Genomic DNA, 23266 nt, shown 5'->3' on the forward strand with positions numbered 1-23266 from the left:
CGGGGGGTGCGGGTACCCGTACGGGTCCTGCGGGGGCGGATACCCGTAAGACCCTTAAGCCCCTCAAGGCCCTTAAGGGTTGGTCTGCTCGTCATGTCAGTGGTCCCCCTGGTGGCGGAGGGCGGCCGCCAGGCCGGTGCCGCGCCGGGCGGCGAGGAGGGCGGTGAGCAGCAGGGGCACGGCCGCGACGGCCAGGAGGAAGAGCGCCACCTGCCCGGGCGGGAGCTCCACGAGCACGGGCGGGCGGGGCCGGGTCGCCCCGGCCGTCAGTACGGTCAGCGGTACGAGCGCCCGCGCCAGCGCCACCCCGAGCGCCGCGCCGACGGCGAGGCCGATCCCGATCAGCACCCCCTGTTCCGTCGCGACCAGCCGGGCGAGGCCGCGGCGGGGCGCTCCGAGGGCGCGCAGGACGGCGAGTTCGGCGCCCCGCTCGCGCAGCGCGCCGGCCGTGGCGACCGCGAACCCCACGGCGGCGAGCGCGGCGGCGGTCCGCGCGACGGCGAGCAGCGCCGCGCGCGGCCCGTCGCCGAGCGGGTCGGCGAGCAGCCCGGCCGCCGTCTCCTCCCGTACGAGCACCTGCGCGGGCGCCGCCCCGCCGGAACGGTCGCGGAGGGCGGCGGCGACCTGGGCGGCGGCGCCGGGTGCGGTGCTCAGCCACCACTCGTTGGGCGCCAGGGAGGCGTCGCCCGCGTAGCTCCGGGCGGTGCGGGCGGCGAGCGCGGCGTTGGCGGCCTTCAGGTCGACGAGGAGGGCACCGCCGTCGGTGCGCGCGGACTCGCCCGGGGTTCCGGCCGCTGGTCTGGTTGATGTTCCGGTTGCCGCTCCGGCTACCCCTCCGGCCGATGTTCCGGTTGATGTTCCGATCGCCGTTCCGGTTGTGGGCAGTTCGCGTACGGTCCGTACGACCGTCACCCGTATCTGCTCCCCCGCCAGCGTCACGTCCACGTCGTCCCCGCGCGCGGCCCCGGTGGCCCGCAGGAAGGCGTCGGTGGCCACCGCGGGGACACCCGTCGTACGAGCCGGTGGCGCCGCGCCCGCGACATCGAGCCGGACGGTGAAGCGGGCGGTGCCGCCGTTCTGCGCATGTCCCGTGCTGTACGTGACGGTGAGCGGCGCCGTGGCGGACGCGGCCGGGGCGAGGGCGGTCGGCGCGCCGGGCGCGGCGGACTCCTGCACCGTGACGCCGCCCCGCCAGCGCAACCCGTCCGGTACGGGGACCACATCGCCGTCGCCGGTGGCCAACCGCTCGACCGTGAGACGGTGCCGCTCGGGCTCCTGGTCCTGGCCCGGGGCCGTACCGCCGAGCCGCAGCCCCGTCACCCGGAGCGGTCCGGCCGGCGCGCTGCGGGCGTTCGAAGCGGTGAGGTCGAGGGCGACGGTGGCGCGGTGCGGGCGGCCGTCGGCGGGGAGCTGGCCGGCGCTGAGGCGGTACGGGATGCCGTACCGGTCCTCGACCACCACGAGGAGGGTGGGGGCGGAGGGCGAGGCCGGGGGCGCCCCTGGCCCCCGTACCGTCGTCATCCGTACATCCAGGGTCAGCGCGCGCGCCCCGTCCGGCAGGGTGATTCCGTTTCCGGCTCCGCTTCCGGCTCCGTTTCCCGGTCCGGTTCCTGGTCCGTTTCCGGGTCCTGCTCCGGTACGGTCGGCCGCTTTCCCCGGTGCCAGCCCGGCCGTCAGGTTCTCCGGATCGCCGTCCAGCAGGTCGGGGCGGGCCAGCATCCGTTCCTCCGCGTGCGCCGTGTCCAGGGCGAGTACGGTCGCCGTCCGGCCGCCCGAGAGGCTGGTCTCCGTACGGTGCGCGGGGGCCGCCTGGCGTACCCCCGGCAGGGTGGCGTAGCGGCCGGCCTGCCCCGGTTCGGCGGGCCTGGCGTCGAGGACGCGGACCGAGGCGCCGGTCGCGAAGTCGGCCTGGTCGCGCTGGGACCGGTCCCATGACGCGCTCTGGCCGATCGCGAGCAGGCCCGTGGCCACGGCCAGGACCAGCAGCAGCGCGGGCCCGGCGCCGCGCAGCGAACGGCGGGCGAGGCGGTGGGCGGCGAGCGCGCCGGGGAGGCCACGGCCCCGGGCTGCGCGGCGTTCGGCGAGCCCGGCCAGGGGCGGCAGCAGGCGCAGGGTGAGCACCGTACCGGCGAGCAGGGCGAGCGCGGGGGCCGCGACGAGGAACGGGTCGATGCCCAGGCGGCCCGCGCGGTCGCTGCCGAGCACCCCGGTGCCGGCCCCCTCCCCGCCGCCGGTCCGCTGGTCCAACTGCCAGTAGGCCAGGGCCGCGACGAGCAGCAGCGCGAGATCCGCCCCGGCCCTTACGGGTCCGGGCAGCGCGGCGCCCCGGCCCCGGGTCCCGTTCCTCTCCCCCGTACGGGAAACCCCGGAGCCCCGGCCGGACCCGGAGGCCCCGGAGGCCCTGTCAGGGCCGGGGGTCTCGGGGTCACCGGCCGCCCGGCGGAGGGTCGGCACCACCACCAGCGCCGCGCACCCCAGCGCGACCGCCCCTGACACCAGCCACACCGGCCACCCTGGCCAGCCACCGGGCCAGACGGCCTCGCTCGCCCCGTCTGCCCCACCTGCCCCACCTGCTCCCGCCGTGGTGGCCGTCGAGCGGGCGAGCAGCGCCGTCAGCGGGGCGGCGAGCAGCGCGGCGCAGAGGGCCGCCGGGAGCGCCAGCAGCAGCGCCTCGGTGGCGGCGAGTCCGGCGAGGCGGGCGCGGGAGGCCCCGCGCGCCCGCAGCAGCTCGGTCTCGCCCGCGCGCTCCGTACCGAGCGAGCGGGCCACCATCAGCAGCGTGCACCCGGCGAGCAGCAGGAGCTGGAGCGCGACGATCAGCAGCGTGGACCGGGAGACCAGGAGCGCCCGTTCGGTCCGGTCGAGCAGGGCGGGCAGCGCGGTGGTCGCGCTCGCCGAGCCGCCGAGTGCGGGGTCGGCGCGGAGCCGTTCCGGGACCTCGGTGGAGGCCGTGCGCAGCGCGTCGATCCGGTCGGTGGTGACCGTACGGAAGTCGGCGGCGGCCAGCCAGCCGGTGGCGGCGCGGGAGAGGTCACCGGCGGCGAGTTCGGCCGCGTCGGTGAGCAGCGGGCCGTACGTGGTGAAGCCGCCCTCGGTGACGCCGCGCCCGCCGAGGGCGTCCAGCCGCCAGTAGGGGTCGTCGGGGTCGGTGGCCCGGTAGGTGCCGGTGACGAGGACCGTCCGCCGGGCGTCGGAGAGCCGGTCGGTGAGGGTGAAGCGCGCGCCGGGCGCCAACTCCAGCCGCCGGGCGGCCTCTTCGGGCAGCGCCACCGGGAGGGGGCCGGAGCCGGCTGTGGAGTCGGTTGCGGAGTCGGTTGCGGAGTCGGGTCCGGAGCCGGGTCCGGCAGCGGTACCCCTAGGGGTGGGCCACGCGCCCGCGACCAGGGTGATACGGGAACGGTCCAGCGCGGCGAAGTGGGTGAGGTCCGGCTTCTCCTCCGCACCCGGAGCGGACGGGGAGCCGGGTGCGGAGACGGCCGCCGAGACGGACTCCGAGGCGGGCCGGAGGGAGGCGGGCAGCGCGTAGGGGCCCGAGCGCTCCAGCCTCCGTACGGTCACGGGCAGCCCGTCGTACGCCTCGCGCGCCGCCTTCCGTACGGCCGCCTCCGCCGCGTCCCGCCCCTGCCCCGCTCCGGGGCCCGGCCGCTGTCCCGTTCCCTGCCCCGGTACGTCCGCGCTGACGACGAGGACGGCGGAGGCGGCGTCCCCGCCGCGCAGGGTCTCGCGGAGCGCGGTGTCCCCGACGGAGGCGGAGAACGCGGTCAGGGCGGCGAGGACACAGGTGGTCAGCGCGACCGCGAGCAGCGCGGCGGCCAGCAGCAGCCGATGCCCGGCCGCGCGCAGCAGGACGAACCCCGTCACACTTCCCCCGACTTCCCCCGAAAACCCCTGCTCCGACGCCCCGCGCCGGCTTCCCCCGAGGGGCTGTTCCCCTTAAGGGTTTCTTCCCCCCTAGGGGTCTCCCCGTCGATCTCCACTCAGCCAAACAGATAACCCAACCATTGCCTACCCCCCGGTACCCCCACATACGGTGACCGGAACGGCAATCACAGCACGGGGGATGCGCTCATGACCGAACCCATCGAAGGTCAGGTGATGGTGCGGGCCGAGAACCTGCACCGCTCGTACGGCGGCAGCGGCGGCGCCACCACCCGCCGGGCCGGCGGCCGGGGAACCAGCCGGGCCGCCGGTACGAGCGCCCTCGCGGTCCATGCCCTGCGCGGCGCCTCCCTCGAAGTCGCCCGGGGCGAACTCGTCGCGGTCAAGGGGCGTTCCGGGGCCGGGAAGACCACCCTGCTCCATCTGATCGGCGGGCTGGACACCCCGGACCAGGGCCGGGTCGTGGTCGACGGCACCGACCTCGCGGACCTCGGCGAGCGCGAACTGCTCGAACTCCGCCGCGACCGCGTCGGCTTCGTCTTCCAGTCCTTCGGTCTGATCCCGCTGCTCACCGCCGCCGAGAACGTCGGCGTTCCGCTGCGGCTGCGCGGCGCCGACCCGCGCGAGCGCGACGAGCGGGTGGCGCTGCTGCTCGCCCTCGTCGGCCTCACCGACCACGCCGCCCAGCGCCCCGGCGAACTCTCCGGCGGCCAGCAGCAGCGCGTCGCCCTGGCCCGCGCGCTCGCCAACCGGCCCGCCCTGCTGATCGCCGACGAGCCGACGGCCCAGTTGGACGCGGAGACCGGGTTCGCGGTGATGGAGCTGCTCCGCACGGTCGTACGGAGCGAGGGCACGACCGCGCTGGTCGCCACGCACGACCCGCAACTGCTCGATCTGGCGGACCGGGTGGTGGAGCTGAGCGACGGCCGGATCGTCGAAACGGAGACCGCCTGACCGCCACTGACGGCCCCTCCCCCCGACCGCCCCCGACCGCCGCTGGCGGCCTCATCGGATCACCGGAGAAAAGTTTTTTCGGGAGCGTTGAACACCCCGGCGCCCGGCCCCGTACTCCATGGCAACTCCCCCATGGTGGCTGGGCGCGTGAACGGACGACAGGGTCCGGTACACGCGCCCAGCAATCTTTCCGGGCCCGTACCGCTCCGCCCCACTCCGTACCGCTCTGCCCCTCCGTACCCCTCCGCTCCGTACCGTCCCGACGCCCTACGCGCCCAGCGCGTGCGACACCGTATAGATGAGCAGACCGGCCAGCGCGCCGACCACCGTGCCGTTGATCCGGATGAACTGGAGGTCCCGGCCGATGTTCGCCTCGATCTTCCGCGAGGTGTCGGCGGCGTCCCAGCTCGCGACCGTGTCCGAGATCAGCGAGGTGATCTCCCCCCGGTACGTGGCGACCAGGTACCCCGCCGCGTCTTCGAGCCAGCCGTCCACCTTCTCCTGGAGCCGGTCGTCCGTGACCAGCCTGCCGCCGAGCGAGAGCAGTGAGGCGCGCGCCCGCAGCCGCAGCTCGCTGCGCTCGTCCTCCGCGGCCGAGATGATCATGGCCCGTACGGAGGCCCATGCCGAGGCGATGATGTCCTGCACCTCGGGCCGGGCCAGCAGCTCCGACTTGAGCCGCTCGACCCGCGCCCTGGTCTCCGTGTCCGACTGGAGGTCGGCGGCGAAGTCGCGCAGGAAGCGGTCGATCGCGCCGCGCGCCGGGTGCGAGGGCATGTCGCGCATCTCGGTGACGAAGCGCACCAGCTCCTTGTAGACCCGGTCGCCGATCCGCCGGTCCACGAACCGGGGGGTCCATCCCGGCGCGCCGCCCTGGACCGCGTCCATGACCGAGTCGCCGTGGGCCACCAGCCAGTCGTGCGCCCGCGCGCAGATCAGGTCGACGGCCCGGTGGTGGGCGCCGTCCGCGACGACCTTGTCCAGCGTCTTGCCGATGCCCGGCGCGATCTCGGCGGCGTCCGCGCGGCGGGTGATCGCCTCGCCGACGACCGCCTGTACGTCCGCGTCGCGGAGCACGGTGAGGGCGCCTCGGAGCGCGGTGGAGAGTTCGGCGGTGACCCGGTCGGCATGGTCGGGGTGGGCGAGCCAGGCGCCGAGCCGGCCGCCGATGCCGAGGGCACGCAGCCGCGTCCGTACGACGTTGTCGGAGAGGAAGTTCTCCCCGACGAAGGCGCCCAGCGTGGCGCCGAGCTGGTCCTTCTTGTGCGGGATGATCGCGGTGTGCGGGATGGGCAGGCCGAGCGGGTGGCGGAAGAGGGCGGTCACCGCGAACCAGTCGGCCAGGGCGCCCACCATGCCGGCCTCGGCGGCGGCGGCCACGTAACCGGCCCAGGGGCCCGCGCCGGAGTTCTTCGCCCAGGTGGCCAGAACGAAGATCAGGGCGACCAGGACGAGCAGCGCGGTGGCCGTGGTCTTCATCCGGCGGACGCCGCGCTGCTTCTCCTCGTCGGCGGCGGTGTACGAGAACCCGGGCAACGTCGACCGCCGCCGGGCGCCCCCACCGGGGCCGGAGCCGGACCCGACGCCGTCACCGGGCCCCGACCCGGAACGAGCCCCCGAGCCGGACCCGGACCCGACGCCGTCACCGGGGTCGCGGCCCGAGCCCCGGCCGTTCTCCGCCCCGGGGCCCGACGGCAGCTCTCCCCGCGTGGCCGGAGCCGGCGCCCTCTCGGCCGGCCTCTCCGGATCCGTACGTCCCATCCACTCCACCTGTTCCCCGTAACCTCTTGCGCCGCGCACACCTTGTACGCCTCGTACGCCCGGCGCACCTCGTACACCTGGCGCACCTCGCACACCTGGCAGGTTCGGCACGCCTCGCGGACCGCGCCGAGGCTCCACTTCTACACATTCTCCTTCCTCGGCTACTCCCGGGGCGCCCGGCGAGTTCCCCCGCGATGCCGGATGATTGCTCTGTACGCAGTGGTGAGGGGATTCGGGGGCCATGAACAGACACCGCGGTTTTGCCCTGCTCGGGGGGCTGATAGCAGTGGCGGCGCTGGTCTGCGCCGCGATATTCGGGGGGTTCGCCCTGCTGGCTCCCGGCTCGGGGCCGGGCTCCGACGACGCGAAGGGCGCCACAAGCCCCACGAGCCCCACGAGCCCCACGGACCGCACCGGCTCGACCGGTGAGAGTTCCGCCACCACCCCGCCCCCCGGCCGGGCCGCGCCCGCCTCCGCCGACGCCTGGACCGCGACCTGGGCCACCGCCCCCGTAGGGGTCGAGGAGGGTGCGCCTCAGGGTTATCCGGGTCGTACCATCCGTAACGTCGTGCACACCAGCATCGGCGGCACCAGCGCCCGCGTCACGTTCTCCAACCTCTACGGCACCGAGGCCCTGTTCATCGGCTCGGCGTCCGTCGCCGTGGGCGCCGAGGGGCCGGGCGCGCGCCCCGGCAGTCTGCGGCGGCTCACCTTCTCCGGGCGCCCGGAGGTGACCGTTCCGCCGGGCGGCCAGGTCATCAGCGACCCGGTGGCCCTGCGCCTGCCGTACGGCGGTGACCTGCTGGTCTCGCTCTACACACCGGTCGCGGGCGGGCCCGTCACCTACCACCCGTACGCCCTCCAGACCTCCTACTTCGCCGACGGCGACCGTACGGCGGACACCACCGGCGCCCCCTACACCGAGCCCACCAGGGCCTGGCGCTATGTGACCGCCGTCGACGTACAGAACCGGGAGGCGCGGGGCGCGGTGGTCGCCTTCGGCGACTCGATCACCGACGGCGTCGGCTCCCGTACGGACCTCAACCACCGCTGGCCCGACATCCTCGCCGGGCGCCTGCGCGAACGGCATGTCGGCGTGGTCAACGCGGGCATCGGCGGCAACCGGGTGCTGGCGGACTCCGTCGCGACCCGTAAGGGTGCCAGCGGCATCGACCGCTTCCCGCGCGATGTGCTGGAGCGCGCGGGGGTACGGACCGTCGTGATCGACCTCGGCGTCAACGACATCCTGCGCGGCGCGGAACGCGACCCGGAGAAGATCACCGCCGGCCTGCGGGAACTGACCCGCCAGGCCCACACGCGCGGCCTCCGGGTCATCGGCTCGACCCTGACCCCGTTCGGCGCCCACCGGGGCTACAACATGATCACCGAGTCCGTACGGAACCAGGTCAACGCGGAGATCCGGGCGGGCGGTGTCTTCGACGACGTCGTCGACTTCGACCAGGCGGTCCGGGACCCGTACGCCCCCCACCGCATCCGCCCGTCCTACGACTGCGGTGACGGCCTCCACCCGAGCGACGCGGGGTACCGGGCCATGGGCAACGCCCTCGACCTGGCCCTGCTGGAAGCGAAGGTGCCCGCGAAGCTGTGACGGACCGGGGGCGGACCGGGGCGGACCAGGGCGAACCGGGAGGGCGGACCGGAAAGCGAACCGGGGGTGGACCGGGGGCCTCCGCCCCGTTCCCCCAGCCCCCTCAGCCCAGTTCCTTGCGGCCCCGGCCGTCGTCGCCCGCGCGCTTCTCCAGCTTCTGGCGCTTGCGCTCCTCCTTGAGCCTGCGCCGCTCCTCCTCCCGGAGCTTCCGCTCCACCCCGACCCCGCCCATCAGCGCGAAGCCGGTGACGATCACACGCGGCGAACCCGGGCTCACCGGGGTCTCCTTGTCGTCCGTCTCGCCGAAGCCGCCCATCAGGCCGAAGCCCCTGACCTCGACCTGCATGTCCGGCGGGGCGGTGACGTGGACGCCGCCCATGATGGTGACGCAGCGGATCACCGCGTCGCGGTCCTCGAAGCGCGCCTCGCGCAGGTCGATCTCGCCGCCCGCCTGGAAGACCACCGCCGTGAACTTCCGGCCCACCGTCCACGTACCCCTGCGCCGGAAGCCGCCCCAGAACGCGAACGCGCCCTTGGAGGTGGCCGGGCCCCGGCCCACGCGGTCGGCCCAGCGGCCCGGCGCGGTGTCCCCGGCCGGTACGGCGGACGAAGAGGTCCCCGTACGGGCCAGGTCCGCCGTGCTACCGGGCGCGGGCAGGTCGCGTACGAGGGGGACCAACTCCCCGTGGGTACGGGCCTGGTAGGCCGCCCCGAGGCGCTCGTCGAACTCCTCCATCGTGAGGCGGCCCTCGGCCATCGCCTCACGGAGCCGCTCCGCCACCTGCTCCCGCTCGGTGTCGGAGGCGCGCGTCTCAGGGCTTTCACTCGTCATGGCAGAAGAGTAGTCACCTGTGAGTACCACGTCACACGGCTGAACGACCCGCGTACATCGTGGCGATGACGGATTCGATGTCCGGCTCCCGCACCGAGAGATCCACCAGCGGGTACGCCGCGGCGATCCGCGCGACCAGTGGCGCCGCCGACTCCGTCGACGGGAACGCCAGCCACTGCCGGGGCCCCTCCACCCGTACCACCCGGGCCCCCGCCGACGCGGACGGGCCCATCGACTCCACGTCGATCGGGGGGAGTTCGCGCTCCAGGTCGACGACGAGGGTCCGCTCGCTCCCGCCCACCGTGTGCAGCCCCGCCAGGTCGCCGTCGTAGAGCAGCCGGCCGTGGTCGATGACCATGACGCGGCGGCAGAGCTGCTCGATGTCGGTGAGGTCGTGGGTGGTCAGCAGCACCGTCGTGGCGCGCTCCGCGTTCAGGTCGCGCAGGAACCCCCGTACCTTCGCCTTGGAGACCACGTCGAGGCCGATCGTCGGCTCGTCCAGATAGAGCACCTCGGGGTCGTGGAGGAGCGCCGCCGCGATGTCGCCGCGCATCCGCTGGCCGAGGGAGAGCTGCCGTACCGGTACGTCCAGCAGGTCGCCCAGGTCGAGCAGTTCCACGCACCGCTCCAGGTTGGTCCGGAAGCGGGCCTCCGGGACCCGGTACATGCGGTGCATCAGCCGGTACGAGTCGATCAGCGGCAGGTCCCACCAGAGCGTGGTCCGCTGCCCGAAGACGACGCCGATCCGGTGCGCGAGCCGGGTCCGCTCGCGCGACGGGTCGATGCCGGCGACCCGCAGCCGGCCGCCGCTGGGGGTGAGGATGCCGGTCAGCATCTTGATGGTGGTGGACTTCCCGGCGCCGTTCGGGCCGATGTAGCCGACCATCTCGCCGCGCCCCACCCGGAAGCTGATGCCGTCCACGGCGCGGACCTCGCGCTTCTCGCGGCGCAGGAGCCCGGTCCTGCGGCGGACCTCGAAAACCTTCTCCAGGCCGTCCAGTTCGATGAAGCCGTCGCCGTCCATGCCTCCCTCTCCCTCTCCCTCTCCGTGACTGTCGCCCATGGTCCGCCCCTAACTCCCCGTACTCCGGTACGCCCGCAGCCCCGCCCGCCAGGCCGGCGCCGCCAGCGCGCAGCACGCGCACGCCACCACCGGCGGCAGGAACGCCAGCTCCTGCGGGAGCCCCAGGGGGTTGGGCCGGTCCAGTACGTACAGCGCCGGGATCCAGTTGACCCAGGCCAGCGGCACCACGAAGGTCACCCCGCGCACCAGGTCCTTCGCGAAGACCGTCGGCGGGTACTGGAGGAGCGTCGCGCCGCCGTACGTGAACGAGTTCTGCACCTCCGTGGCGTCCTGCGCCCAGAACTGGAACGCCGCGCCCACCACGAAGACCGCCGCGAAGATCGCCGCCCCGCTGACCACCATCACCGGCACCATCAGGACCCGCGTCGCCGTCCAGTCGATGTCCAGCACGGTGAGCGCGTACCCGAGGATCAGCAGCGACTGCACCACCCGGCCGATCCTGCGCAGCGCGAACCGGTCCGCCGCGACCTGCGCCAGCACCGGGACCGGCCGTACCAGCAGCGTGTCGAACGTGCCGTCGCGGACCCGCGAACCGAGCCGGGCCACCGGGCCCAGGAAGAGTTCGGTGAGGCCGAAGGAGGCGGCGCAGGTCCCGTACAGGAAGGCGATCTCGGGGAGGGTGTAGCCGCCCAGGGCGTCCACGTGCGAGAACATCATCAGGATCGCCAGGAAGTCGAAGGCGCTGACGGCGAAGTTCCCGAAGGCGGTCATCGCGAAGGAGGCGCGGTACGTCATCGTGGAGCGGATCCACATGACGCAGATCAGCCGGTACGCGCGCAGCCCGTCCCGCAGCGCCGCCGCACGCGAGGCCCGCGGAACCCGTACCTCCGCCACCGCACCCGGATCCGGCCGGAACGCCGTCCCCGCCCCGGCCCCCGCCCGAGGCTCGGCCCCCGCCGGGGACTCCGCCGCCTGCTCCCGGGACTCGGCCCCCGCCCGGGACTCACTCCGTGCCCCCGTCACACCCGTCTCCTCAGCCACCCTGGACCACCACCCTCCGCGTAGCCACACCCTGGAGCAGCCGCCCCGTCGCCAGCAGCGCCGCCGCCCAGGACGCCTGGAACGCGTACGCCTCCACCAGGCCCCACCCCGTCCGCCGCCCCAGGAAGACATCGGCCGGGATCTGGAGGAGCGACGCCCACGGGAGCGCCCGCGCGATCTCGCCCAGCGCGCCCGGGAAGACGGTGAGCGGGAGGAGCAGCCCGGAGAAGAAGGTCCCCGCCAGGAAGGCGATCTGGGCCACGCCCGTGCCGTCCATCGTCCAGAACGCGGAGAGCGCCACGAGATAGCGGACCGCGAAGCTGACCACGACGCCCAGCGTCACGGAGGCCAGGAACGCCACCCAGACCAGCGGCGAGCCCGGCATCGTCAGCTCGAAGACGAGCGAGCCGACCGCCATCGGCGCGATGCCCCGTCCGACCAGGTGGAAGGCGGCGCGGCCGAGGTCCCCGGCGAGCCACCAGAGCTGGAGGTCGGCGGGGCGGTAGAGGTCGACGGCGATGTCGCCGGTGCGGATGCGCTCGATCAGCTCGTCCTCGAAGCCGCCGCCCATCATGGAGCAGGTCATCAGCAGCGCCTGGCCGAGCCAGACGAAGGTGACGGCCTGGGAGAGGTCGTACCCGCCGAGCTGGGGCCGCTGGTCCCAGAGCGCGATGTAGGTGTACGCGATGATGAAACCGAAGACGGTGTTGGTGAACACCCCCGCGGCGGTGGCCATACGGTACGTCGCGTACCGCCGGAACCCGCCCACGGCGACCGCCCAGTAGAGCCGCACTGGGGCCCTTCCCTCCACGTACCCTCCCTCGGCCCGGCCCCGGCACCACCCCGGCACCAAAGCGCACGAGCCTAGTACGGGGCCCTCGGCCGCCGCGAGCGATTTCCCACCGCCCGGCCAGGTCCGGTCACCGCGGGCCAGAACGTGACGCGGGTCACCAATCGAGCGGAATCACCGGAACCACCTGCCGTTCTGACGTGTTTCATAGGCGTGCGCAGCGATTCTTACGCCTGCGCGACGAATGGACTGATACGACACCGTTATGCCGGAGAGTCAACCTCCGGCCACGGCCGAGGAGTCTCCACACACATGAACGACGAGCCACAGCACCAGGGCTGGGGCTGGGCCCCACGAGACCCCTCGGCACCCGCCTCGCCCCGTACCACGGGAGCACCAGGAGACGCCGGAGCCGCCGGGGCCGGCCGGGCCGCCGCGCCAGGCGTACGGCACCGCACCGGCGTCCGGCGACTCCTGCCCACCTGGCGCATGGTCCTCGGCGCCTTCCTGGCCTGCGGCTTCCTCCTCGCCGGCGGCTTCGTCCTCGGGTACCGGCTCGTCCCCATCCCGGCCGCCAACGCCACGGCCACCGCCCAGTCCAACGTGTTCCTCTACGCGGACGGCACGGAGCTGGCCCGCGAGGGCGCCGTCAACCGGGAGAACGTACGCCTCGCCCAGGTGCCGAAGAGCGTGCAGCGTGCGGTGCTCGCCGCCGAGGACCGCGGCTTCTACAGCGAGCCCGCCGTCGACCCCCAGGGCATGCTCCGCGCCGCCTGGAACACCGCCACCGGCAAGGGCACCCAGGGCGGCTCCACCATCACCCAGCAGTACGTGAAGAACTACTACCTCGGCCAGGAGCAGACCGTCGTCCGCAAGACGAAGGAGTTCTTCATCGCGATCAAGCTCAACCGCGAGGAATCCAAGGAGCAGATCCTCCAGGGATATCTGAACACCAGCTACTTCGGCCGCAACGCCTACGGAATCCAGGCCGCCGCCCAGGCGTACTACGGCAAGGACATCGAGGACATCACCCCCTCCGAGGGCGCCTACCTCGCCTCGCTCCTCAACGCCCCCAGCGAGTTCGACGTCGTCACCCACCCCGACAACAAGGCCGCCGCCGTCGCCCGCTGGAACTATGTGCTCGACGGCATGGTCAAGGAGAAGTGGCTCGACCCCGCCACCCGCGCCACCCTCACGTTCCCCACACCGGGGCGCGTCAACGCCACCGCCACCGGGCTCTCCGGGCAGCGCGGCTATCTCGTCCAGGCCGTCGAGGACTATCTCACCGGCAACAAGATCATCGACGCGAAGACGCTCGCCACCGGCGGCTACCGGATCACCACCACCCTCGACCACACCAAACAGAACGCGCTGGTCAAGGCCGTGGACACCCAGGTCAACTCGCAGCTCGACAGCTCCCGCGACGCCGACCGGAACGTCCGCGTCGGGGGCGCGTCGGTCGACCCGGCGACCGGCCGCGTCCTCGCCATGTACGGCGGCATCGACTACACCAAGCAGTACGTCAACAACGCGACCCGGCGCGACTACCAGGTCGGCTCCACCTTCAAGCCGTTCGTCTTCGCCGCCGCCGTCCAGAACGGCTCCCACACCCAGGACGGCCGCACCATCACCCCCAACACCGTCTACGACGGCGACTCCGGCCGCATGGTCGAGGGCCCCGAAGGACCCACCGGCTACGCCCCCGCCAACGAGGACGACACCGACTACGGGCCCATCACCGTACGGACCGCCACCGACAAGTCCGTCAACGCGGTGTACGCGCAGATGGCCCAGGACGTCGGCCCCGCCACCGTACGGGACACCGCCGTCGCCCTCGGCGTCCCCGCCACCACCCCCGACCTCACCGCCTCCCCCTCCATCGCCCTCGGCCCGGCCACCGCGAGCGTCCTCGACATGGCCCAGGCGTACGCCACCCTCGCCCACCACGGCGAGCGCGTCCCGTACACGATCGTCGCCAAGGTCACCAAGAACGGCACCGATGTCGCGCTCCCGAAGCGCACCCCCGTCCGGGCCGTCAGCCGTGCGGCCGCCGACACCACCACCGCCATGATGCGGGGCGTCGTGGACGGCGGCACCGGCACCGCCGCCCAGTCCGCGGGCCGCCCGGCGGCGGGCAAGACCGGCACGGCGGAGGACGACCGGGCCGCCTGGTTCGCCGGCTACACCCCGGACCTGACCACCGTCGTCGCCGTCATGGGCGCCGACCCCGAGACGGCCCAGCAGAAGCCGCTGTACGGGGCGCTCGGCCAGCCCCGGGTCAACGGCGGCGGGGCGCCCGCCCAGATCTGGGGCCAGTACACCGCCGCCGCGCTCCGCACCTCCCCCGTACAGGACTTCGACCTCCAGTTGGAGCCGGGCGCCCAGGAGCGCGCCCCCTCCTCCGACGAGCCCTCGCAGCGGCCGGGCCACTCCGGCAGCGCCTCCCCCGGAGCCGTCCAGGGCGCGACCGAGGGCCAGTCGCAGGACACGGCGGGCACGGCGGGCCGTACCGGCGGAGCCTCGGCGGGCTCCACCGGAGGCACCCCCGGCCCGGGCGAGAGCCGGCCCGGAGGCGGCACGGCCGGCGGGGCGGTCGGCGGTACGGCGGCCACGGGCGGCACCGGCTCGGCCGGCACCACCGGCGCCACCGGCGGCGAGACCACGGCCACGGGCGGCGGTACGGGCACCACCGGAACCAGCGGCTCCGGCGGAGGAGGCGGGAGCGGAGGCGGGGGCGGCGACGCGGGTGGTACGGGGGGCACGGGCGGCTCCGGCGGTACGGGCGGAGCCGGGCAGGGCGCCCCCGACACCACCCACCAGAGCCACCTGAGCCAGGGCCAGGGCCAGAGTCAGGGCCAGGGCACCAGCTAGCGCGGTGTCAGTGCCCGGACGTGACCTTCAGCCCCACCACGGCCACCACCAGCAGGGTGACGAAGAAGATCCGGGCGGCGGAGGCGGGCTCGCCCAGCACCACCATGCCGAGCACCGCCGCACCCGCCGCGCCGATCCCGACCCAGACGCCGTACGCGGTGCCGATCGGCAGCGTCCTGGCCGCCTGCGCCAGCAGCACCATGCTCGCCACGATCCCGGCGCCCGTGAAAAGGCTGGGCCAGAGCCGGGTGAACCCCTCGGTGTACTTCATCCCGATCGACCAGGCCACCTCCAGCAGCCCCGCGATCACCAGAAGAACCCACGCCATGACGCCACCTCCGACAAAGAAAGCACGGACAACAGGTGCGTCGTCTTTCGTCTGTCCCGGTACGGCGCGTCTCGTCGGGTCCCCCAACGTAGCAAACACCAGTGGGCCCAGAGATCCAGCGATAACAGGTGGGGCCGGAGATCCAGAGGTACAGGTGGGGTCAGAGGTACAGGCCGGTCGAGTCCTGCGCCCCCTCGAACCGGTCGGCGGCGACCGCGTGCAGATCGCGCTCGCGCATCAGGACGTACGCCACCCCGCGCACCTCCACCTCGGCGCGGTCCTCGGGGTCGTACAGCACCCGGTCCCCCGGCGTCACCGTCCGTACGTTCTGCCCCACGGCCACCACTTCGGCCCAGGCCAGCCGGCGGCCGACCTCCGCCGTCGCGGGGATGAGAATGCCGCCGGACGAGCGGCGCTCGCCCTCCGGGATGTCGGTCCTGACCAGGACGCGGTCATGGAGCATCCGGATGGGCAGTTTGTCGTGTTGGCTGGGGGAGTTCTCGCTCACATCCCCGAACCTACCTGCCCGTGACACCTCCGTACGCCAGTGGGGTGACCCGGATCGCCGCCCGGCCGCGTCCGGCCCACGTCCGGCCCACGTCCGGCCCTCGTTCAGCCCTTGTGCCGACGCCCCGGCCGTCCCGCCCGTCCCGAGCGGCCGGAGAGCACCAGCAGCCCCACGAGCCCCACCGCGAGCAGCGCGACCGGCACCACCCGCTCCAGCCGGGGCCCGCCGTCGGCGTGGACGAACGGGGCGCGGACGCCCGCGATCGTCCGGTTCACGGCGACGAACGCCCGTCCTGCCGTCTGGTCCACCGTGGAGGCCACCTTGGCCTTCGCGTCGCCGACGATCGTCTTCGGGTGCACCCGCACCCCGATCTCGTCCAGCGTCTCGGCGAGCTGCCCGCGCCGGCGGACGATGTCCGCCTCGATCTGCGCCGGGGTCCTGGAATCCGACACCGCGCTGCCTCCGTCGTCGTGTCCGGTAGTCCTCGTAGTCCTTGGACGACAGTCTGTCAGCTCAGGGACGACCTCACCCAACGGCACCCCCGACTACGCTCGCCCCGTACCACCCGTACGACGACCCGTACCACCCGTACGACAACCCGTACGACCCGTACCGCCGATCCCTCCAAGGAGAACCGAGAACCATGAGCGAGCGCCTCGCCCCCGGCGACACCGCCCCCGACTTCACCCTGCCCGACGCGGACGGCAAGGACGTCTCACTCGCCGGCCACCGGGGCCGCAAGGTCATCGTCTACTTCTACCCGGCCGCGCTCACCCCCGGCTGCACCAAGCAGGCGTGCGACTTCACGGACAACCTCGACCTGCTCGCGGCGGCCGGGTACGACGTCATCGGCGTCTCCCCGGACAAGCCGGAGAAACTGGCGAAGTTCCGCGACCAGGAGAGCCTGAAGGTCACGCTGGTCGGCGACCCGTCGAAGGAGGTCCTGGAGCGGTACGGCGCGTTCGGCGAGAAGAAGATGTACGGCAAGACGGTGACCGGGGTCATCCGCTCCACGATCGTCGTCGACGAGAACGGGACGGTCGAGCACGCCTTCTACAACGTGCGGGCGACCGGCCACGTGGCGAAAATCATCAAGGACCTAGGTATCTGAATCTGCCCCGCGACCCGGTACGGACCAGTAGGCCCCTCAGGGCTCCCCCAGCCCCGGAACCCCTCTCTCCCTGTCCGTACCGGCGGTCCGGAAAGGATCGGCGCCATGCCCGGCCAGGAACGCCAGGAGGAGCCCGCCGATCCGGCGGCGGTCAGACGGCACCCCGCCCTGTTCCGCGCCATCCGGCAGCGGAAGAACCCCCGGCTGCGGCGGAGCGACATCACCGTCACGGACGAACGGGCGGTGCGGCGGGCGGTGAAGGCGGCGGCGCTCGGCAACGCCATGGAGTGGTTCGACTTCGGCATCTACAGCTATCTGGCCGTCACCATCGGGCATGTCTTCTTCCCGTCCCGGAACCCCACGGTCGAGCTGCTGTCGTCGTTCGCGACCTTCGCCGTGGCGTTCCTCGTACGGCCGCTCGGCGGCATGTTCTTCGGCCCGATGGGCGACCGGATCGGCCGGAAGAAGGTCCTCGCGCTGACGATGATGCTGATGGCGCTGGGCACCTTCGCGATCGGGCTGATCCCGTCGTACGCCACGATCGGCTTCTGGGCCCCGGCGCTGCTGATCCTCTTCCGGCTGGTGCAGGGGTTCTCGACGGGCGGGGAGTACGGGGGCGCGTCGACGTTCATCGCGGAGTACGCCCCCGACAAGCGGCGCGGCTTCTACGGCAGCTTCCTGGAGTTCGGGACGCTGGCGGGTTACGTGGGCGCGGCGGGCCTGGTCACCCTGCTCACCGCCGCGCTGGGCCCGGCCACGATGGAGTCCTGGGGCTGGCGGCTGCCGTTCCTGATCGGCGGCCCACTGGGCCTGGTCGGCCTCTATCTGCGACTGCGTCTGGACGAGACGCCCGCGTTCCAGCGCCTGGAGTCGGAGAGCGCGCACGCCGCGACGGCAGCGGACACGGTGGAGCCGACGACGCGGGCCGACCTCGCCGAGATCTTCCGCCGCTACTGGCCGGCGCTGGTCCTCTGCGTCGCCCTGGTGGGCGCGTACAACATCACCGACTACATGCTGCTGTCGTACATGCCGACGTACCTGTCGGACCAGCTCGGCTACAGCGAGACGCACGGGCTGCTGATCCTGCTGGGGGTGATGGTGGCCCTGATGCTGGTGATCAACCAGGTAGGCCGCCTGAACGACCACTACGGCCGCAAGCCGCTACTGCTGACAGGCATGCTGGGCTTCCTGATCCTCTCGATCCCCGCCTTCCTCCTGATCCAGCAGGGCGCCGTGGTGGCGATCACGGCAGGCATGCTGATGCTCGGCCTCTCCCTGGTCTGCCTCTTGGGCACGATGGCGGCGGCGCTCCCGGCCCTCTTCCCCACCCATGTCCGCTACGGCGCCCTCTCGGTCGGCTACAACGTCGCCACCTCCCTCTTCGGCGGCACGACCCCCCTGGTGATCACCGCCCTCATCGGCCTGACCGGCGACGACCTGATGCCCGCTTACTACGCGACGGCGGCGGGCCTGGTGGGCGCCATCGCGGTGACCCGCATGCGGGAAACAGCCCGCCGCCCCCTCACCGGCTCACCCCCCTCCGTGGCCACCCCGGAAGAAGCCGCCCAACTCGCCCACGCCCAGACCCCGGAGCCGAGATTCTGATGGGATCGGCGGAGAGGGGCGGAGATCGGCGGAGATCACCGCCGGCCTCCTGGCAGGGGCCTCGGCCCGATAGCATGATGAGAGCAGCACGCGGCCGTGTCGTAACTGGCAGCCGAGCTGGGTTTAGGTCCCAGTGGGAGAAATCCCGTGTGGGTTCGAATCCCACCGGCCGCACCGTGGGCGATGGCCCCGTCCCGCAGGGGGCGGGGCCGTCGGCGTGTCCGGGCGGTCGGTAGCGCGCTCAGTACAGCGTTTCCCGGAGGACCGGGACCAGGGCTCGGAAGGCCTTGCCTCGGTGGCTGATGGCGTTCTTCTCGTCCGCCGTCAGTTCGGCGCAGGTTCTCGTCTCGCCGTCGGGCTGGAGGATCGGGTCGTAGCCGAAGCCGCCGGTGCCGGCCGGGGTGGGGCGGAGGGTGCCGTCGAGGCGGCCTTCGACCACGTGTTCCGTGCCGTCGGGGAGGGCGAGGGCGGCGGCGCAGGCGAAGTGGGCGGTGCGGTGGGGCGGGGCGATGTCGGCGAGCTGGGCCAGGAGGAGGTTCAGGTTGGCGGTGTCGTCGCCGTGGGTGCCGGACCAGCGGGCGGAGAAGATGCCGGGGGCGCCGCCCAGGACGTCGACGCAGAGGCCGGAGTCGTCGGCGACGGCGGGCCAGCCGGTGGCGGTGGCGAGGGCGCGGGCCTTGAGGAGGGCGTTCTCGGCGAAGGTGACGCCGGTCTCCTTGACGTCGGGGACATCGGGGAACTCCTCGGCCCCGGCCAGGTAGTACGGCAGGCCGGCGGCCACGAGGATGGCCTTGAGTTCGGTGATTTTCCCGGCGTTGCGGGTGGCGAGGATCAGGCGGGTCATGCCGCCCAGTCTCCCGTACGGGCGGGACCGGCCCGCCGTGCGGGCCCACGGCGGCCGGGGGGCCGTTCCCGTACGGGAGGGAGGGGGGGCGGGGCGTCAGGCGTCTGTGGTGGTGGCGAGGGCTTCCGTCTGGAGCTTCGCCAGGTCGACGCAGCCGGCCGTCGCCAGGCCGAGGAGGGCGTCGAGTTCCGCGCGGTCGAAGGGCTCGGCCTCCGCCGTGCCCTGGACCTCGACGAAGCGGCCGTCGCCGGTGCAGACGACGTTCATGTCGGTCTCGGCGCGCACGTCCTCTTCGTAGCAGAGGTCGAGGAGAGGGGTGCCGTCCACGATGCCTACGCTGACGGCGGCGACGGTGCCGGTGAGCGGGCGGCGGCCGGCCTTGACGATCTTCTTGCCCTGGGCCCAGGCGACCGCGTCGGCGAGGGCGACGTACGCGCCGGTGATGGCGGCGGTGCGGGTGCCGCCGTCGGCCTGGAGGACGTCGCAGTCGAGGACGATCGTGTTCTCGCCGAGCGCCTTGTAGTCGATGACGGCGCGGAGGGAGCGGCCGATCAGGCGGCTGATCTCGTGCGTACGGCCGCCGATCTTGCCGCGTACGGATTCGCGGTCGCCGCGGGTGTTGGTGGCGCGGGGGAGCATGGAGTATTCGGCGGTGACCCAGCCTTCGCCGCTGCCCTTGCGCCAGCGCGGGACGCCCTCGCTGACGGAGGCGGTGCAGAAGACCTTGGTGTCACCGAAGGAGATGAGGACGGAGCCCTCGGCGTGCTTGCTCCAACCGCGCTCGATGGTGACGGGGCGGAGCTGTTCGGGGGTTCGGCCGTCGATACGTGACATGCCGCGAGCCTATCCGGAGGCGGGGAGGGGCCCGGCCGCGCGGCGGCGACCGTGAACGGATTCCGGCCCCTCCCGGCCGGGAGGGAGAGCACTTGTTCCGGGGCAGCCATTTGTTCCGGGGGGCGACCGCCCGTCCCGAGGCGACCTTCTGTTCCGGGGCGACCGCCCGTCCCGGGGCAGCCATTTGTTCCGGGGGCCGTCGTCCCGGGCCCCGGGAGGGTGCCGGTTACATCATGTCTTCGATGTCCGCCGCGATCGGGTCCGCGTCCGTGCCGATGACGACCTGGATCGCGGTGCCCATCTTGACCACGCCGTGGGCGCCGGCGGCCTTGAGGGCGACCTCGTCGACGAGGGCGGGGTCGACGACCTCGGTGCGGAGGCGGGTGATGCAGCCCTCGACCTCCTCGATGTTGTCGAGCCCGCCGAGCGCGGCGACGATCTTCTCAGCCTTGGTGGCCATGTCTCTTTCTCCCTGACTCTCGCACACGGACCGTTTTGTCACCGTAACGCACGGTTGGCTCATCCTCGCGGGCGGGCCGTCACGCCGTACCGAATGATGGCGGGAGAAGCCTAACCCTACTGGTCTACACCAGTCGCGAGGAGGTGAGGCCGGGTGTTCCAGGGGTTGCAGAAGGTGGGGCGGAGTCTCCAATTGCCGGTGGCGGTGCTGCCGGCCGCCGGGCTGCTGGTGAGCCTGGGGAATCTCTTCTCGGCGTATCTGCACGGGCCGTTCTGGGAGCGTACGGCGAAGGTGTTCACCCAGGGCGGCACGGCGATCCTGGACGGGGCGTTCGGGCTGCCGCTGCTCTTCTGCGTGGGCGTGGCGATCGGCTTCGCGAAGAAGGCGGACGGGTCGACGGCGCTGGCGGCGGTCGCCGGGTTCCTCGTCTACCACAACGTGCTCGCCGCGTTCCCGGTCGCGGGCTCGGTCACCAAGGCGACGCCGGACGGGGTGCCGCAGAATCCGGGGGTGCTCGGCGGGATCCTGATCGGGCTGCTGACGGCGGTGGTGTGGCAGCGGTTCCACCGGACGCGGCTGGTGGAGTGGCTGGGGTTCTTCAACGGGCGGCGGCTGGTGCCGATCCTGATGGCGTTCCTGGGGGTGGCGCTGGGGGTGGTGTTCGGGCTGCTGTGGCAGCCGGTGGGGGACGCGCTGACGGCCTTCGCGCGGCAGCTCATCGGGCTGGGGGCGTGGGGCGCGGGGATCTTCGGGGTGGCGAACCGGCTGCTGATCCCGATCGGGATGCATCAGTTCCTGAACACGTTCTTCTGGTTCCAGGCCGGTTCGTTCACCAAGCCGGACGGGACGGTGGTGCAGGGCGATCTGACCCGGTTCTTCGCCGGGGATCCGTCGGCGGGGCAGTTCATGTCGGGGTTCTTCCCGATCATGATGTTCGGCCTGCCGGCCGCCGCGCTTGCCATCACGCACTGCGCGCACCCGCGCCACCGCAAGCGGATCGCGGGGCTGATGTCCTCGGTCGCGCTGACGTCGTTCGTGACGGGGGTGACCGAGCCGCTGGAGTTCTCGTTCATGTTCGCCGCGCCGCTGCTGTACGGGGCGCACGCGCTGCTGACCGGCGCCTCGATGGCGATCACCTGGGCGCTGGGGGTGCACGCGGGGTTCAGCTTCTCGGCGGGGCTGATCGATTACGTCGTCAACTGGCATCTGGATACGAAGCCGTGGCTGATCGTGCCGATCGGGCTCTGTTTCGCGGTGGTGTACTACGTGGTCTTCCGCGTCGCGATCACCGTGTTCGACATCCCGACGCCCGGGCGGGAGCCCGAGGAGACCGAGGCGGAGGCGGAGGCGCGGAACACGGCCGCGTGATCCCCGTTCGCGCGCGTAATCCAGGTCACATTTTTCACCGAATTGCGGCGGTTCCTTATCCCTTCCTCACCGTGTACAACTGGTCTAAACCACCGAGTGGTGTAGACCAGGAGGAAGTCCATGTCGTCCATGGCCGGCGCCGCGTCCGCGGCCCAGAACAAGCCCGTGGCGGAGAAGCCGAAAAAGGGCAGCGGTGTGATGTCCGTGATGCAGCGTATCGGGCGCAGCCTGATGCTCCCCGTCGCGGTGCTGCCGGCCGGTGCGCTGCTGGTCCGGCTCGGGAACGGCGACATGCTCGGCCGGGAGTCGTTCCCCGTCTTCCTCACCAAGATCGCCGGGTTCATGGCGGCGGGCGGCAACGCGATCCTCGACAACATGCCGCTGCTCTTCGCCGTCGGCATCGCGATCGGCTTCGCGAAGAAGGCGGACGGCTCGACCGCGCTCGCCGCCGTCACCGGCTATCTGGTCTTCAAGAACGTGCTGGGCACCTTCACCGACCCCAATCTGCCGCAGGTGGCGCAGGTCGCGGACGGGAAGGTGGTGATGGTGGACGCGCCCGTCGACGCCAAGGTGCTCGGCGGGGTCGTGATGGGCATCGTGGTCGCCCTGCTCTACCAGCGGTTCTACCGGACCAAGCTGCCGGACTGGGCGGGCTTCTTCGGCGGCCGGCGGCTGGTGCCGATCCTCGCCGCGTTCGCCGGGCTCGTGATCGGCATCGTCTTCGGCTACATATGGCCGGTTCTCGGCGCCGGGCTGCACTCCTTCGGTGAGTGGCTGGTGGGGTCCGGCGCCATCGGCGCGGGCATCTTCGGGGTGGCGAACCGGGCGCTGATCCCGGTCGGCATGCACCACCTGCTCAACTCGTTCCCCTGGTTCCAGGCCGGTACGTTCGACGGCAAGAGCGGCGACATCAACCGCTTCCTGGCGGGCGACCCGACGGCCGGGCAGTTCATGACCGGGTTCTTCCCCATCATGATGTTCGCGCTCCCCGCGGCCTGTCTGGCCATCACCCACTGCGCGCGCCCCGAGCGCCGCAAGGCCGTCGGCGGCATGATGCTCTCGCTCGCGCTGACCGCGTTCGTGACCGGCGTCACCGAGCCGATCGAGTTCACGTTCATGTTCATCGCGCCGGTGCTGTACGCGATCCACGCCGTGCTGACGGGTGTTTCGATGGCGTTGACGTGGGCGCTGGGCATGAAGGACGGCTTCGGCTTCTCGGCGGGCGCGGTCGACTTCTTCCTCAACCTGGGGATCGCGACCAACCCCGGGGGCCTGGTCCTGGTCGGCCTCGGCTTCGCCGTCCTCTACTACGCCATCTTCCGGTTCGCGATCGTACGGTTCAACCTCCCCACCCCGGGGCGGGAGTCCGACGAGGAGCTGGCCGAACTCGCCAAGGCGGAGGCCAAGTAGGCGCGGGCGGGTTACCGGGGCGCTCCGCCCCTCTCAG

19 protein-coding genes, 1 tRNA gene and 1 riboswitch are annotated in these 23266 nt (G+C 72.7%); of the genes, 8 read left to right on the forward strand and 12 right to left on the reverse strand.

Translation table 11 applies throughout. The features are described 5' to 3' along the window. Positions 1–96: 96 nt before the first annotated feature. On the reverse strand, positions 97–3861 hold the full coding sequence (locus tag AB0O07_RS22695) for an ABC transporter permease (RefSeq protein ID WP_365636012.1): 3765 nt from the start codon (positions 3859–3861) through the stop codon (positions 97–99). Positions 3862–4068: 207 nt separating this feature from the next. Between AB0O07_RS22695 and AB0O07_RS22700 the strand changes: the two genes are divergently transcribed. Continuing rightward, entirely contained in the window at positions 4069–4833 is a 765-nt protein-coding gene (locus AB0O07_RS22700) for an ABC transporter ATP-binding protein (protein ID WP_365636014.1), read from the forward strand. A 267-nt stretch (positions 4834–5100) separates the two neighbouring features. On the opposite strand, the gene AB0O07_RS22705 is transcribed toward AB0O07_RS22700, so the two are convergent. Beyond that, the gene (locus AB0O07_RS22705; protein WP_365636016.1) at positions 5101–6594 is read right to left on the reverse strand and encodes a DUF445 domain-containing protein; all 1494 of its coding nucleotides are present in this window, start codon (positions 6592–6594) and stop codon (positions 5101–5103) included. A gap of 241 nt (positions 6595–6835) precedes the next feature. Here AB0O07_RS22705 and AB0O07_RS22710 point away from each other — a divergent pair, with 241 nt between their 5' ends. Next, entirely contained in the window at positions 6836–8203 is a 1368-nt protein-coding gene (locus AB0O07_RS22710) for an SGNH/GDSL hydrolase family protein (RefSeq protein WP_365636018.1), read from the forward strand. Positions 8204–8306: 103 nt separating this feature from the next. Here the strand turns inward: AB0O07_RS22710 and AB0O07_RS22715 are convergent, their stop codons facing one another. The 4 genes from AB0O07_RS22715 to AB0O07_RS22730 all read right to left on the reverse strand — a co-directional run bounded on the left by AB0O07_RS22715 (position 8307) and on the right by AB0O07_RS22730 (position 11893). Then, positions 8307–9035 carry a DUF1707 domain-containing protein gene (locus tag AB0O07_RS22715; protein ID WP_365636020.1) on the reverse strand — a complete coding sequence of 243 codons (729 nt, stop codon included), beginning with the start codon at positions 9033–9035 and terminating at the stop codon, positions 8307–8309. Positions 9036–9066: 31 nt separating this feature from the next. Continuing rightward, positions 9067–10059, reverse strand: a complete 993-nt coding sequence (locus AB0O07_RS22720; RefSeq protein WP_365636021.1) for an ATP-binding cassette domain-containing protein — start codon at positions 10057–10059, stop codon at positions 9067–9069. 48 nt (positions 10060–10107) lie between these two features. Continuing rightward, the gene (locus AB0O07_RS22725; RefSeq protein ID WP_365636243.1) at positions 10108–10953 is read right to left on the reverse strand and encodes an ABC transporter permease; all 846 of its coding nucleotides are present in this window, start codon (positions 10951–10953) and stop codon (positions 10108–10110) included. A 139-nt stretch (positions 10954–11092) separates the two neighbouring features. Beyond that, complete coding sequence (locus tag AB0O07_RS22730) at positions 11093–11893, reverse strand: ABC-2 family transporter protein (RefSeq protein WP_365636023.1); 801 nt, start codon at positions 11891–11893, stop codon at positions 11093–11095. A 309-nt stretch (positions 11894–12202) separates the two neighbouring features. Here AB0O07_RS22730 and AB0O07_RS22735 point away from each other — a divergent pair, with 309 nt between their 5' ends. Further along, positions 12203–14761: a transglycosylase domain-containing protein gene (locus AB0O07_RS22735; protein WP_365636024.1), complete on the forward strand. Its 2559-nt coding sequence runs from the start codon at positions 12203–12205 to the stop codon at positions 14759–14761. A 7-nt stretch (positions 14762–14768) separates the two neighbouring features. Here the strand turns inward: AB0O07_RS22735 and AB0O07_RS22740 are convergent, their stop codons facing one another. From AB0O07_RS22740 to AB0O07_RS22750, 3 genes are all read right to left on the reverse strand, one after another. Further along, positions 14769–15089, reverse strand: a complete 321-nt coding sequence (locus AB0O07_RS22740; RefSeq protein ID WP_365636026.1) for a multidrug efflux SMR transporter — start codon at positions 15087–15089, stop codon at positions 14769–14771. 34 nt (positions 15090–15123) lie between these two features. After that, a riboswitch (guanidine-III (ykkC-III) riboswitch) is annotated at positions 15124–15188 on the reverse strand. 61 nt (positions 15189–15249) lie between these two features. Then, positions 15250–15552, reverse strand: a complete 303-nt coding sequence (locus AB0O07_RS22745; protein ID WP_365636245.1) for a co-chaperone GroES — start codon at positions 15550–15552, stop codon at positions 15250–15252. 149 nt (positions 15553–15701) lie between these two features. Continuing rightward, entirely contained in the window at positions 15702–16049 is a 348-nt protein-coding gene (locus AB0O07_RS22750; protein ID WP_365636027.1) for a DUF3618 domain-containing protein, read from the reverse strand. A gap of 191 nt (positions 16050–16240) precedes the next feature. Here AB0O07_RS22750 and bcp point away from each other — a divergent pair, with 191 nt between their 5' ends. The 3 genes from bcp to AB0O07_RS22765 all read left to right on the forward strand — a co-directional run bounded on the left by bcp (position 16241) and on the right by AB0O07_RS22765 (position 18487). After that, entirely contained in the window at positions 16241–16708 is a 468-nt protein-coding gene (bcp, locus tag AB0O07_RS22755; protein ID WP_365636029.1) for a thioredoxin-dependent thiol peroxidase, read from the forward strand. A 105-nt stretch (positions 16709–16813) separates the two neighbouring features. Further along, positions 16814–18313 carry a glycine betaine/L-proline transporter ProP gene (gene proP, locus AB0O07_RS22760; RefSeq protein ID WP_365636031.1) on the forward strand — a complete coding sequence of 500 codons (1500 nt, stop codon included), beginning with the start codon at positions 16814–16816 and terminating at the stop codon, positions 18311–18313. Positions 18314–18403: 90 nt separating this feature from the next. Continuing rightward, positions 18404–18487, forward strand: a tRNA-Leu gene (locus tag AB0O07_RS22765). 67 nt (positions 18488–18554) lie between these two features. Here AB0O07_RS22765 and rdgB read toward each other — a convergent pair. From rdgB to AB0O07_RS22780, 3 genes are all read right to left on the reverse strand, one after another. Next, entirely contained in the window at positions 18555–19157 is a 603-nt protein-coding gene (gene rdgB, locus AB0O07_RS22770; protein WP_365636033.1) for an RdgB/HAM1 family non-canonical purine NTP pyrophosphatase, read from the reverse strand. A 96-nt stretch (positions 19158–19253) separates the two neighbouring features. Continuing rightward, entirely contained in the window at positions 19254–19991 is a 738-nt protein-coding gene (rph, locus tag AB0O07_RS22775; protein WP_365636035.1) for a ribonuclease PH, read from the reverse strand. A gap of 226 nt (positions 19992–20217) precedes the next feature. Beyond that, on the reverse strand, positions 20218–20451 hold the full coding sequence (locus tag AB0O07_RS22780; RefSeq protein ID WP_365636037.1) for a PTS glucose/sucrose transporter subunit IIB: 234 nt from the start codon (positions 20449–20451) through the stop codon (positions 20218–20220). Between the two features lie 153 nt (positions 20452–20604). Between AB0O07_RS22780 and AB0O07_RS22785 the strand changes: the two genes are divergently transcribed. Continuing rightward, positions 20605–21819: a PTS transporter subunit EIIC gene (locus AB0O07_RS22785; protein WP_365636038.1), complete on the forward strand. Its 1215-nt coding sequence runs from the start codon at positions 20605–20607 to the stop codon at positions 21817–21819. A gap of 129 nt (positions 21820–21948) precedes the next feature. Next, on the forward strand, positions 21949–23229 hold the full coding sequence (locus tag AB0O07_RS22790) for a PTS transporter subunit EIIC (RefSeq protein WP_365636247.1): 1281 nt from the start codon (positions 21949–21951) through the stop codon (positions 23227–23229). The last annotated feature ends 37 nt before the right edge of the window (positions 23230–23266 follow it).

The organism is Streptomyces sp. NPDC093085 (assembly GCF_040683935.1).
Classification (GTDB): domain Bacteria; phylum Actinomycetota; class Actinomycetes; order Streptomycetales; family Streptomycetaceae; genus Streptomyces.